Annotated in this window: 14 protein-coding genes; 8 read left to right on the top strand and 6 right to left on the bottom strand. The window is 59.7% G+C overall.

The features are described 5' to 3' along the window. Positions 1 to 85 precede the first annotated feature (85 nt). Positions 86 to 982 carry a homocysteine S-methyltransferase family protein gene (locus tag PCPL58_RS07200; RefSeq protein ID WP_044309903.1) on the bottom strand — a complete coding sequence of 299 codons (897 nt, stop codon included), beginning with the start codon at positions 980 to 982 and terminating at the stop codon, positions 86 to 88. A 110-nt stretch (positions 983 to 1092) separates the two neighbouring features. Between PCPL58_RS07200 and PCPL58_RS07195 the strand changes: the two genes are divergently transcribed. Continuing rightward, positions 1093 to 1914 carry an ABC transporter substrate-binding protein gene (locus tag PCPL58_RS07195; RefSeq protein WP_065349119.1) on the top strand — a complete coding sequence of 274 codons (822 nt, stop codon included), beginning with the start codon at positions 1093 to 1095 and terminating at the stop codon, positions 1912 to 1914. Beyond that, positions 1911 to 2744 carry an amino acid ABC transporter permease gene (locus PCPL58_RS07190; RefSeq protein WP_003318211.1) on the top strand — a complete coding sequence of 278 codons (834 nt, stop codon included), beginning with the start codon at positions 1911 to 1913 and terminating at the stop codon, positions 2742 to 2744. The genes PCPL58_RS07195 and PCPL58_RS07190 overlap by 4 nt, the downstream gene beginning before the upstream one ends. A gap of 198 nt (positions 2745 to 2942) precedes the next feature. Here the strand turns inward: PCPL58_RS07190 and PCPL58_RS07185 are convergent, their stop codons facing one another. The 3 genes from PCPL58_RS07185 to PCPL58_RS07175 all read right to left on the bottom strand — a co-directional run bounded on the left by PCPL58_RS07185 (position 2943) and on the right by PCPL58_RS07175 (position 4424). Then, positions 2943 to 3230: a PA4642 family protein gene (locus PCPL58_RS07185; protein ID WP_003365576.1), complete on the bottom strand. Its 288-nt coding sequence runs from the start codon at positions 3228 to 3230 to the stop codon at positions 2943 to 2945. Between the two features lie 66 nt (positions 3231 to 3296). Further along, complete coding sequence (locus PCPL58_RS07180) at positions 3297 to 3800, bottom strand: hypothetical protein (RefSeq protein ID WP_003365577.1); 504 nt, start codon at positions 3798 to 3800, stop codon at positions 3297 to 3299. A 66-nt stretch (positions 3801 to 3866) separates the two neighbouring features. Then, a complete protein-coding gene (locus PCPL58_RS07175; protein WP_003433705.1) occupies positions 3867 to 4424 on the bottom strand; it encodes a hypoxanthine-guanine phosphoribosyltransferase in 558 nt (185 codons plus the stop codon). Positions 4425 to 4631: 207 nt separating this feature from the next. Here PCPL58_RS07175 and upp point away from each other — a divergent pair, with 207 nt between their 5' ends. Both upp and PCPL58_RS07165 read left to right on the top strand, forming a co-directional pair. Next, positions 4632 to 5270, top strand: coding sequence for a uracil phosphoribosyltransferase (gene upp, locus PCPL58_RS07170; protein ID WP_003365583.1), 639 nt, complete (start codon positions 4632 to 4634; stop codon positions 5268 to 5270). Between the two features lie 4 nt (positions 5271 to 5274). Beyond that, the gene (locus PCPL58_RS07165; protein WP_065349118.1) at positions 5275 to 6552 is read left to right on the top strand and encodes a uracil-xanthine permease family protein; all 1278 of its coding nucleotides are present in this window, start codon (positions 5275 to 5277) and stop codon (positions 6550 to 6552) included. 192 nt (positions 6553 to 6744) lie between these two features. Here PCPL58_RS07165 and hemH read toward each other — a convergent pair whose 3' ends face one another. Then, complete coding sequence (hemH, locus tag PCPL58_RS07160; RefSeq protein ID WP_065349117.1) at positions 6745 to 7767, bottom strand: ferrochelatase; 1023 nt, start codon at positions 7765 to 7767, stop codon at positions 6745 to 6747. A 27-nt stretch (positions 7768 to 7794) separates the two neighbouring features. Further along, positions 7795 to 8697 (bottom strand): TIGR01777 family oxidoreductase, encoded by a 903-nt coding sequence (locus tag PCPL58_RS07155; RefSeq protein ID WP_065349116.1) that lies wholly within the window; start codon positions 8695 to 8697, stop codon positions 7795 to 7797. A 276-nt stretch (positions 8698 to 8973) separates the two neighbouring features. On the opposite strand from PCPL58_RS07155, the gene PCPL58_RS07150 reads away from it, so the two are divergent. From PCPL58_RS07150 to PCPL58_RS07135, 4 genes are all read left to right on the top strand, one after another. Beyond that, a complete protein-coding gene (locus tag PCPL58_RS07150) occupies positions 8974 to 9960 on the top strand; it encodes an NAD(P)/FAD-dependent oxidoreductase (protein WP_003365592.1) in 987 nt (328 codons plus the stop codon). Beyond that, positions 9957 to 10172 (top strand): TIGR02450 family Trp-rich protein, encoded by a 216-nt coding sequence (locus PCPL58_RS07145; protein ID WP_002552164.1) that lies wholly within the window; start codon positions 9957 to 9959, stop codon positions 10170 to 10172. The genes PCPL58_RS07150 and PCPL58_RS07145 overlap by 4 nt, the downstream gene beginning before the upstream one ends. 107 nt (positions 10173 to 10279) lie before the next feature. Next, entirely contained in the window at positions 10280 to 11242 is a 963-nt protein-coding gene (locus PCPL58_RS07140; protein WP_058416367.1) for a YbgA family protein, read from the top strand. A 3-nt stretch (positions 11243 to 11245) separates the two neighbouring features. Further along, positions 11246 to 12148: a MerR family transcriptional regulator gene (locus PCPL58_RS07135; RefSeq protein WP_058397492.1), complete on the top strand. Its 903-nt coding sequence runs from the start codon at positions 11246 to 11248 to the stop codon at positions 12146 to 12148. Positions 12149 to 12151 lie beyond the last annotated feature (3 nt).

Here is a 12151-nt window from a genome sequence, read left to right as displayed (position 1 = left end):
TACCGCTGCTGCTGTGCTGTAACAAAAAGCCCCGTGAGCCTTTACCAGCCACGGGGCTTTTTATTGGGTTTATTGCAGGTGCCCGTCAGAGGCTTCCGGACAGTACGGCAATGTGCTCCGGGCCAATTCCGCAGCAGCCGCCAATGTGCGTGGCGCCGCGCTTGACCCAGTCTGCCGCCCACTGCTGATAGCCCTGCGGGTCAAGGTCTTCACGCAGCTCATCCAGACCGTCGTTGGCCGTGGCGTCCTTGGGTTGCGGCGGGAAGGCGTTGGCATACGCACCAATGGCTATGTCGACGTTCAACGACTTGAACACCTCACGCGCCGCGTCGATTGCGCCGCCGATCACCTCTGGCTGGCTGCAGTTGAACAGCAGCGTGGCGACCCCCATTGCTGCGGCGGCCCTGGCGGCGTCGGCGACCGGCTCGCCTGAGCGCAGACGCGGAGTTTCGTCAGTGTCCTCATCCTGCAGGGTGAACGACAGCCAGAACGGTTTTCCGTCATTGGGCAGCCCGGCGCGGATGGTCTGCGCTTCGAGAATGCAGCTCTGGGTTTCGGCCAGCCACAGGTCGACATACGGCGACAGCCCGGCAACCAGTGGTTTCAGCACATCGGCAGCCTGCTCCGGCTGATACAGGTCAGGGCGATAGGAGCCGAACAGCGGCGGAATGGAGCCCGCCACACGGGCGCGTCCGCCAGAGGCATCGGCCGACTCACGCGCCAGTTGCCCGGCCAGCGCAGCCAGTGCCTGACCTTCGCGGGCAAAACGTTCTTCGCCAATATGAAACGGCACGACGGCGTAGCTGTTACTGGTGATGACCTGAGCACCACTTTCGATATAAGCGGCATGTACCGCACTCACAGCTTCGGGTGCTTCACTCAAAGCCAGAGCCGACCACTCCGGCTGGCGAAACGGGGCTCCGCGACGCTGCAGTTCACGGCCCATGCCGCCATCGAGAATTACAGTTGTGCCTTGAGTCATATGTGATCTGCTTATATGTATATGAAAAAAACTCATTATGAGTCAGTCTTGTATAACGTATTTAATACGGCCCTTTCATCAAACTACAAACACTTTTTCAGGGGAAATCTGTGAATTATCGCGCTCTGCTGGGCATCGGCCTGGTCACTCTGGCGGCCTCCACACACGCTATGGCCGGCGCCACGCTGGATCGCGTGCAGAAAAACAAAGAGCTGGTCAACGTCCTCATGGAAAGTTACCCGCCCTTCTCTTTCCTGAATGACAAGAATGAACTGGACGGCTTCGATGTCGACGTCGCCAAGGCCGTGGCGCAGAAACTGGGCGTCAAGTTGCGCCTTGAAACGCCGTCCTGGGACGTGATCGCCGCAGGCCACTGGAGTGGCCGTTATGACATCTGCGTCTGCTCGATGACACCGAGCAAGGCCCGCGCCGAAGTGTTCAACTTCCCGGTCGAGTATTACGCCTCGCCTGCGGTGATCGTAGTCAACGCCTCGGATGATCGTATTCATTCGGCCAAGGACCTGAGCGGCAAGAAGGTCGGTCTGACCAGCGCCTCCAGCTATGAAAGCTATCTGAACAAGAATCTGGTCATTGATGGCGCCGAAGACAAGCCACTGCAGTACCCCTTCGAAGACGTACAGATCGCCCCGTACGACAACGACAACGTGGCCTTTCAAGACCTCGGGCTGGGTGCTGGAAAGCGGCTGGACGCGATACTCACCAATCTGGTGACCGCAAAACCGCGCCTGGATCAGGACAAGCGCTTTAAGCTGGCGGGCGATTCGCTGTATGAAGAACCCAACTCGGTGGCCATCGAAAAAGACGATCCGGAATGGGACGCCAAGGTTCGCCAAGTCTTCGCCGAACTCAAGAGCGACGGCACCCTGAGCAAGCTGTCGCAAAAGTGGATCGGTGCTGACATCAGCAAATGACTTCCTTTCAGCCCCAGCGCCCACCCGAGCAGGCCGAGCAGAGCCTGCTCAAGCGAGTTTTCGGCTTCCGCACACGGCTTTACCTGACCTGGCTGGTCATGTTTGTGCTGTTCGCCGGTTTCTTCCTGAGCTTCGATCTGAAGCTGTCGATCATCCTCGACAAACTGCCGAATCTGATCGGGCTGCATCTGGCCCCCAACGGCTTTCTGCAGGGCGCGGCGCTGACATTGTTCGTGTCAGTGTGCTCGATCGTGGTCTCGGTGGCGCTCGGCTTTGTCACGGCACTCGCGCGGCTTTCCAGCAGCGCGGTGGCGTTCGGCATCGCCAGCTTTTACGCCTCGTTCTTTCGCGGCACGCCGCTGTTGATCCAGATCCTGCTGATCTATCTCGGCCTGCCACAACTCGGCATCGTGCCCGGAGCCATCACGGCGGGGGTGATCGCGCTGTCGCTCAACTACGGGGCTTACCTGAGCGAGATTTTCCGTGCGGGCATCATCGGCGTCTCTGCCGGACAGCGTGAAGCCGCGCTGGCCCTGGCCTTGCGCCCGGCGCAGATCTTCTGGCGCGTTACCCTGCCCCAGGCCATGCGCACGATCATTCCGCCGACCACCAACCAGTTCATCTCCATGCTCAAGGACTCCTCACTGATTTCAGTGATGGGCGTCTGGGAAGTGATGTTTCTGGCCCAGTCTTACGGCCGCTCCAGCTATCGATACATAGAAATGCTGACCACCGCAGCGGTGCTGTACTGGATCATGTCGATCGGGCTGGAGTTGTTGCAGTCACGACTGGAGCGGCATTACGGCAAGGCGTATCAGGCGCGCAAATAACTGCGGCTTTCGTCCTTACGCTCCGCGTGCGGTGCAGCGTAGCCGTGTGACGCAGAGCGTCACGAAATGCATGCCAACGCGGAGCATTGGCACGATAGGTGTTCTCTGGTGCGCCTCTCGTTCCTCACGCTCCGCGTGGGAATGCAGTTCCGGACGCTCTGCGTCCAGCCCTGGCAATGCGGAGCCTTGGCAGGATAGTCAACCGCGGGCTTTTTCGATCAGTTCGATGTATTCATCGGCGTTGCGCTGATCCTTGATCAGGGCAATGAAATCGTTACCGTGCTCGTCCTTGCCGTCGAAGTCATGGCCCGCTTCCTTGAAGAACACCAGAAAGCGTTCGAAATCGTTGATGCGCAGCCCACGGTAGGCCTTGATCAGCTTGTGCAGCGACGGCGAGGTAGCATCATACGGCTCGAAATCGAGGAACAGTTTAATCTGCTCATCGCCGATCTCATCGCCAATCAACTGCTTCTTATCTTTACGCATTACAGGCTCCAGCAGGTCGCAGACACTTTCACGGTCGGGCAGTTTACCCTCCGGCGAGCGCCGCGCTCAACGCGCACGTGCAGAGGTGGTGTGCAGATCAGCCCAGATGTGCCCGTTGGCATAACTGAGGAACTGGCAATAGACCTTCTCGTTGCGCAGCAAGTCCACCAGCACACGGTATTGGGACAGCGGGTAATAAAGCGTCAACGTGCGCGACGGCTCATCATAGGTCGGCTTTTTAAGGCTTTTGCTATCACCGCCATCGAAGTGCACGAGCACCTGAGAGATGGACGCGCCCTTGTTCAGCGACTTGCCCTTGAGGCGCAGCGACAAGGGCGAGGTGACCGGAATCGGCTGCTGACTCGACTGCCGCTGGTTACCGGCAACGATGGTGTATTCGGTGACACGCATCAACTGTTGCTGCTCGGGCACACCTTCGCGCAGGCTCAGGTCGTCAGGCGGCAGGTATTGATCGTGCATGGGGCTGGCCGAAACCGGCGCAGCAGGTGCGGCAACTGCCAGACCAGACAACAGCACCAACGCCACGGCGCCGGGAATCAGTAGCTTCATTGAGGGTTTCCATATAATTGCGAATCGACGACCGCCCCTGTTCGCAGAAGCGGCCGTCAGAATGCCTTACATCCCTTTGACCGCATAGATACCGGCAGCGTTACGCCAGTAGCCTTTGTAGTCCATACCGAAACCGAAGATGTAGCGGTCGATGCACGGCAGGCCGACGTAGTCGGCTTTCAGGTCCGGACGGGCCTTGCGGTCGTGGTCCTTGTCGATCAGCACGGCGGTGTGCACGGCGCGGGCACCGGCGTGTCGACAGAAGTCGATGATGGCACCCAGGGTGTGACCTTCATCGAGGATGTCGTCGATGATCAGCACGTCACGGTCCATGAACGAGACTTCCGGCTTGGCTTTCCAGAACAGATCACCACCGGTGGTTTCGTTGCGATAACGCGTTGCGTGCAGGTAGGACGCTTCCAGCGGGAAGTTCAGGTGGGTGAGCAGCTTGCCGGAGAAAATCAGGCCGCCATTCATGACGCAGAACACGACAGGATTGCGCTCGGCCAGCTCGGCATTGATCTGCGCGCCGACGCGGGCAATGGCCGCATCCACTTCGGCCTCGGTGTACAGGCAGTCAGCTTCGCGCATGACTTGACGGATATGCTCGAGATCAGCGGACATGACGCTCTCCAGGTAAGGCAGTTTGAGAAAAGCGGGCAAAGGTACGCATCCGTTCAAGCCAGAGCAAGTGATTCTGGACTAACGTTGCGTGTGTCTTGCAAAAGCCGCGAACGTCGAAGCTTCGTAACGATACTGCACGTGCTTTAAGACAGTAACAGCTGAATAGATTAACCTAGACCGATTTTTGCCCCGCTGGAGCCTTTCCCCATGCCCATTCGTGAGATCCGTCACCCGCTGATCCGCCACAAGCTCGGCCTTATGCGCCGCGCCGACATCAGCACCAAGAACTTCCGTGAGCTGGCTCAGGAAGTCGGCGCGCTGCTGACCTATGAAGCCACGGCCGACCTGACCCTGGAAAATTACGACATTCAAGGCTGGGCCGGTACGGTGTCAGTCGAGAAGATCGCAGGCAAGAAAATCACCGTCGTGCCGATTCTGCGCGCCGGTATCGGCATGCTGGACGGCGTGCTCAGCCTGATCCCGGGTGCCAAGGTCAGCGCGGTCGGCGTGGCCCGCAACGAAGAAACCCTGCAGGCACACACTTACCTGGAAAAACTGGTCCCGGAAATCGACGAGCGCCTGGCGATGATCATCGACCCGATGCTGGCCACCGGCAGCTCGATGGTCGCCACCATTGACCTGCTGAAGAAGGCTGGCTGCAAGGAAATCCGCGCCATGGTTCTGGTCGCGGCGCCCGAAGGTATCGCTGCCGTAGAGCAAGCGCACCCGGATGTGATGATCTACACCGCCTCCATCGACGAGCGTCTTAACGAACACGGCTACATCATTCCGGGCCTGGGCGATGCCGGTGACAAGATTTTCGGCACCAAGCAGAAGGACGCGTAACCCGATGACGCATCAGGAGTTCAACGATCCACTGTGGCGCACGATTCTATCCGGCGCGCAAATGCTGTTCGTGGCCTTTGGCGCGCTGGTCCTGATGCCGCTGATCACCGGGCTCGATCCGAACGTGGCACTGTTCACCGCAGGCCTGGGCACGCTGTTGTTCCAGATCGTCACCGGGCGTCAGGTGCCGGTCTTTCTGGCCTCGAGCTTTGCCTTCATCACCCCGATCATCCTCGCCAAGGGCCAGTTCGGTCTGGCCGCGACCATGGGCGGTGTCATGGCGGCAGGCTTTGTGTACACCTTTCTCGGTCTGGCCGTGAAGATCAAGGGCACCGGTTTCATCGACCGCCTGCTGCCTCCTGTGGTGATCGGGCCGGTCATCATCTCGATCGGTCTGGCGATGGCGCCGATTGCAGCCAACATGGCGATGGGCAAGTCCGGCGATGGCGTGCAGTTGATTCCTTATCAGACCGCCATGCTGATTTCGATGCCGGCCTTGCTGACCACACTGATTGTGGCGGTGTTCGGCAAAGGCATTTTCCGTCTGGTGCCGATCATCTCCGGCGTGCTGGTGGGCTTCGCACTGTCGTTCTACTTTGGTGTGGTCGATACCAAAAAGATCGCTGACGCCGCCTGGCTGGCCTTGCCGCACTTCACCGCACCGGAATTCAACTGGCAGGCGATTCTGTTCATTGTCCCGGTCGCCCTGGCACCGGCCATCGAACACATCGGCGGGGTGATTGCAGTCGGCAGCGTGACCGGACGCGACTACCTGAAAAAGCCGGGCCTGCACCGCACGCTGTTCGGCGACGGCATCGCCACCACCGCTGCCGGCCTGTTCGGCGGCCCGCCCAATACCACCTACGCCGAAGTGACTGGCGCCGTGATGCTGACCAAGAACTACAACCCGCAGATCATGATCTGGGCGTCGTTCTTTGCCATCATCCTGGCGTTCATCGGCAAATTCGGGGCGCTGCTGCAGAGCATTCCAGTCCCGGTAATGGGCGGCATTCTGTGCCTGCTGTTCGGTTCGATTGCCGCAGTGGGCATGAACACCCTGATCCGCCACAAGATCGACCTGGCCGAAGCGCGCAATCTGGTGATTGTCTCGGTCACGCTGGTGTTCGGGATCGGCGGCGTATTGATCGGCACCGGCAACGGACCGAACGATTTCGGCCTGAAAGGCATTGCCCTGTGCGCCGTGACCGCCATCGCCCTGAACCTGATCCTGCCGGGCAATGACAGCTGGAAGAACAAGCAACTGGATGATCAGTTGCCTTGACGCTTCACTTCTTGACTATCGTGCCAATGCTCCGCGTTGGCATGCAGTTCTGGACGCTCTGCGTCCTGTCCTGAACATGGGGTGCCGCGCAGATTTGTGACGCGGAGCGTCACCCAGGGCATTCCCACACTGGAGCGTGAGGAACGATAAGTGGAAGAACACTATCGTGCCCATGCTCCGCGGTTCAGCGCATCACAACATCAACGGCGCACGCTCGCACAGCCTGTTCAGCTCTTTCGCCCAGTTGGGGTCGTCGTTCAGGCAAGGGATCAGGATCAGTTCGTCTCCGCCCGCTTCCTTGAACTGCTCGGCACCGCGGTCACCGATCTCTTCCAGTGTCTCGATGCAATCAGCGACGAACGCCGGGCACATGACCAGCAGCTTCCTGACACCTTTCGCCGCCAGTTCATCCAGATGCGCTTCGGTGTAGGGTTCGATCCACTTGGCGCGCCCCAGACGTGACTGGAACGACACCGACCACTTACCGTCAGGAATGCCCATACGCTTGGCGAACGCCGCCGCCGATTGTATGCACTGCGCGCGATAGCAGGTGGCGAGCACTTCGGCGGGTGCGGTCATGCAGCAGTCGTCCTTCAGGCAATGCTTGCCGGTCGGGTCGAGCTTGTGCAGGTGCCGCTCGGGCAGACCGTGGAAGCTCAGCAGCAAATGGTCATAAGGTTGCTCCAGATGCGGCCGCACGCTTTCCACCAGTGCACTCAGGTGCTCGGGCTGATCGTAGAACGGCTGCAGAACCGAGAACTGCATCTTCAACGATTTGGCGCGCACCACGCGTTTGGCTTCTTCAATGACCGTGGTCACCGTGCTGTCGGCGAACTGCGGGTACAGCGGCGCCAGGGTGACTTTCTTGAAGCCCTGCTCTGCCAGCCGCGTCAGCACGGTTTCGATGGACGGCTCGCCATAACGCATGGCCAGTTCGACCGGCCCGTGCGACCACTCCTTTTTCATCGCCTGCTGCAGACGCTTGCTCAGCACCACCAGGGGCGAACCTTCATCCCACCAGATGGACGCATAGGCGTGTGCGGACTGCTCGGGCCGCTTGATCAGAATCAGCGAGACCAGCAGCCTGCGCACTGGCCATGGCAGGTCGATCACATAAGGATCCATCAGGAACTGGTTCAGATAGCTGCGCACGTCTGCCACTTGAGTAGAGGCAGGCGAACCCAGATTGACCAGCAACAAAGCGTGATCGGTCATGCAACATCCTATTCATTTCAACAGCGTTCAGTGGCGACCCAGCAAATCCTGCAGGGCGGTGTCGAGTTCGGTGTACTTGAATGTAAAACCAGCTTCCTGCAAACGCTCCGGCCGTGCACGCTGGCCACCGAGCAGCAATACCGAAAGCTCGCCCAGCAATACTTTCAGGGCCAGCGCCGGCATGGGCATAAATGCCGGCCGGTGCAGAATGCCGGCCAGGGCCTTGGCAAACTGACGATTGCGCACCGGTGACGGCGCACAGACATTATAAGGACCCTTTGCTTCATTCAGATTCAACAGAAAATCAATCGCGGCGATTTGATCCTGGATGTGAACCCACGGCATCCACTGCCTGCCATTGCCGATCGGCCCGCCCATGCCGAATTTGAAAGGAGGTAACAGACGCTGCAGAAAGCCGGCACGATCGGACAGCACCAGGCCTGTGCGTATCAGCACCACGCGCACGCCCAGCGCCTCGGCGCGTTGTGCGGTTTCTTCCCAGGCGTTGCACAGCTGGCTGGCAAAGTCTTCCTTGGCAGGCAGCGAGGTTTCGTCGATTTCGCGCTCGCCACTGTCGCCATACCAGCCGACTGCAGAGCCGGAAATCATCAGCGCGGGTTTTTGCTCGCGAGTGCCCAGCCATTTCAGCAGTTGCTCGGTCAGGCCGACGCGACTGTCCCACAGCAACAGGCGGCGCTTGCGGGTCCACGGACGATCCGCAATGGGCGCGCCCGCCAGGTTGATAATTGCATCCACCGGCTGCGTACCCAGCTCATCAAGGCTGGCAATGCCACGCACCGAAGGGCCGCACAGCTCGACGACGTCGGCGGGTTTTCGGCTCCATACCGTCAATTCATGGCCTTGAGCAGACCAGAAACGGCAGAGCGCTCGTCCTATCAAACCAGTACCACCGGTCAGCAATATGTGCATGGCAGATAACCTCGCGTGGCGTAGGTGACAATTGGGTAGTCTTATTTTTACCAGTGACGCTGGTCCGGAAAACGAAACTGTCAGCTGAACCATAGGCCACAGCAGAATGAAACGCAGCCTCGAGGCCTTTGCCCGAGTCGCTGAACCGTTCGACCTTGCCAGTGGCAATGTGACTCAACCGCTAAATTCTAAAACCACTGCAAGTTATACCAAACAAGAAGATTGTACAGGTTTTAACTACGGCGTAGTCTGTACAGACAAGGTAACGAGGCCCCTATGACTGTCCCTATCGCAATCATCGGTACCGGTATCGCCGGACTCTCCGCAGCCCAGGCGCTGACATCCGCCGGGCATCAAGTGCACCTTTTCGACAAGAGCCGCGGCAGCGGCGGTCGTATGTCCAGCAAGCGCAGCGACGCAGGTTCGCTGGACATGGGGGCACAGTATTTCACCGCCCGTGACCGACGCTTTGCCACCGCAGTCAAGCAGTGGCAAACCCAGGGTCACGTCGCCGAGTGGACACCCTCGCTCTATAACTTTCATGGCGGCAGGCTCAGCCCCTCTCCGGACGAGCAGGTGCGCTGGGTCGGCACGCCTGGCATGAGCGCCATTACCCGGGCGATGCGCGGCGATCTGCCGGTGTCGTTCTCGTGTCGCATCACTGAAGTGTTCCGTGGCGAACAACACTGGAACCTGCTGGATGCCGAAGGCGAAAGCCACGGCCCTTTCAGTCATGTGATCATCGCCACCCCGGCCCCTCAGGCCACTGCCCTGCTGGCTGCTGCGCCGAAACTGGCCAGCGTCGTGGCAGGCGTGAAGATGGACCCGACCTGGGCCGTGGCGCTGGCCTTCGAAACCCCGTTGCAGACGCCCATGCAGGGTTGCTTCGTGCAGGACAGCCCGCTGGACTGGCTGGCCCGCGACCGCAGCAAACCTGGTCGCGACGCCACGCTCGATACCTGGGTGCTGCACGCCACCAGCCAGTGGAGCAGGCAGAATCTCGACGCTTCCAGAGAACAGGTCACCGAACAGTTGCACGGTGCATTCGCGGAATTGATCGATTGCACCATGCCCCCGCCAGTGTTCAGCCTCGCCCACCGCTGGCTGTACGCACGGCCTGCCGGCTCTCACGAATGGGGCGCCTTGTCGGACGCCGATCTGGGCATTTATGTCTGTGGCGACTGGTGCCTGTCCGGGCGCGTGGAAGGCGCATGGCTGAGTGGCCAGGAAGCAGCGCGCCGACTGCTGGAGCATGTGCAATGAATCAGATCAACCCGCGCAAGCTGCTGCTGTCGAAATGGACAGCCGCCACCCCGCTCAACCGGGAAAAGCACTTCCTGGTCACCGAGCTGTTCAAGGACGAAGAAGGCACTGTGCTGGAAATCGAACTGCAGGCTGTGCTGACCCAGCGCAGCGAGCGGCTGCCGTGGCAGGTGTTGCAACAGGCGGATACCTGGCGAATGGGCTGGAAGTAGCTTTTACCGCCCTCTACAAAGAATTTGACTTGTACAGTTACACCCCTATGATGAAGACAAGTTGTACAGCATGAACTATCTGTACAAGTCTTCTGTAGAGGTGACTGATGGCGACGTCCGTAATCGAAAAACCCAAACTCGGCATCAGTGCCTGCCTGATGGGTGCCGAGGTTCGCTTCAATGGCGGACACAAGGAATCTCATCTGTGTACGCAGGCGCTGAGCAAGTATTTCGATTTCGTCCAGGCGTGCCCCGAAGTCGCTATCGGCATGGGCATCCCCCGCGAGCCGATCAGGCTGGTAGGCGACGCAGAAAATCCAAAGGCGCTCGGCACGGTCAATCGTGACCTGGACGTTACCGAGGCATTGGCGGATTACGGCATACAGATGGCCGATGAGCTGGGCGATATATGCGGTTACATCTTCATGCAGAAATCCCCTTCCTGCGGTCTGGAGCGCGTAAAGGTCTACCGCGAAAACGGCGCTCCGGTCGACGGCGGTGGTCGCGGGATCTATGCGCAGGCCTTTTGCGAACGTCATCCCGATCTGCCCGTTGAGGAAGACGGCCGGCTCAACGATGCGGTGCTGCGCGAAAATTTCGTCACCCGCGTGTTTGCCTATGCCGCCTGGAAACAGCTGTTGAAAGAAGGCATCACCCGGCGCGCCCTGACCGAATTCCACTCGCGCTATAAATACCAGCTGATGGCCAACGATCCGGTGCAGTACAAGGCGCTGGGCAAGATGCTCGGCAGCATGGGCCGCACCGACCCGAACGAAATCGCACCTTTGTACTTCAGCCAGCTGATGGCGGCCTTGAAAAAGTGCGCCACGCGCAGTACGCACACCAACGTCCTGCAACACCTGTGCGGTTATTTGAAACAAACCATTACCAGCGAGGACAAGCAGGAAATCCAGCAGGTCATCGCCCAGTATCACCAGGGCATCGTGCCACTGATCGTGCCGCTGACGCTGCTCAAGCATCATTTTCGCCAACATCCGGACCCATATGTGGCACTGCAGGTGTACATGCAGCCCCACCCGGAAAACCTCAGCCTGCGCAATGCGATTTGACTCATGAATGAAACAGACACAGAGGTGCCGGGCGACTGGCTGCCGATCCGCGAGGTCGCACGACAGACAGGCGTCAACGCCGTCACCCTGCGCGCCTGGGAGCGGCGTTACGGACTGATTGTCCCGCACCGTACCGCCAAAGGTCATCGGCTGTATTCAGACGAGCATGTGCAGCGCGTCATGAAGATTCTGACCTGGCTCAACCGTGGCGTGTCGGTCAGTCAGGTCAAGGGCCTGATCGATGACAATCGCCAGGACGCTCTGCCGCCGACCAACGACTGGGACGCATTGCGTCAGACCTTGCTGGTCGCGATCGGCGAGCTGGCCGAACGCCGGGTCGATGACGTGTTCAATCAAGCGATGTCGCTGTACCCGCCGCGCACACTGTGTGAGCAGTTGCTGCTGCCGCTGCTGGCCGAACTGGAACGGCGCTGGCAAGGCAAGTTCGGCGCACAACTGGAGCGCACGTTTTTCTACTCCTGGCTGCGCAGCAAGTTCGGCGCGCGCATCTATCACAACAACCGTCAGCTCAATGGCAGCCCGTTGCTGCTGGTCAATCAGTCCGATCTGCCGCTGGAGCCGCATCTGTGGCTCGCGGCCTGGCTGGTGAGCAGCGCCGATTGCCCGGTCGAGGTGTTCGACTGGCCATTGCCGGTCGGCGAGCTGGCGCTGGCAGCCGAATACCTCAAGCCACGCGGCATATTGCTGTATTCCAGCAAGTCGCTGAACGTGACCCAGTTGCCACGATTGCTGGCCAATATCACCTGCCCTGTCGTGCTGGGCGGACCAACGGTGCAGATCCATAATGCCGAGTTGCTCGTACAGGCCAACGAGATATCTGGACTGACCCTTGCCCATGACGTACTCAGCGCTCAGATCGAGCTGGGCAAGCTCGGACTTATCTAAGGA

The organism is Pseudomonas cerasi (genome assembly GCF_900074915.1).
Classification (GTDB): Bacteria; Pseudomonadota; Gammaproteobacteria; order Pseudomonadales; family Pseudomonadaceae; genus Aquipseudomonas; species Aquipseudomonas cerasi.
Note: the sequence above shows the minus strand (reverse complement) of the source record. Positions and strands in the feature narration are given on the sequence as shown.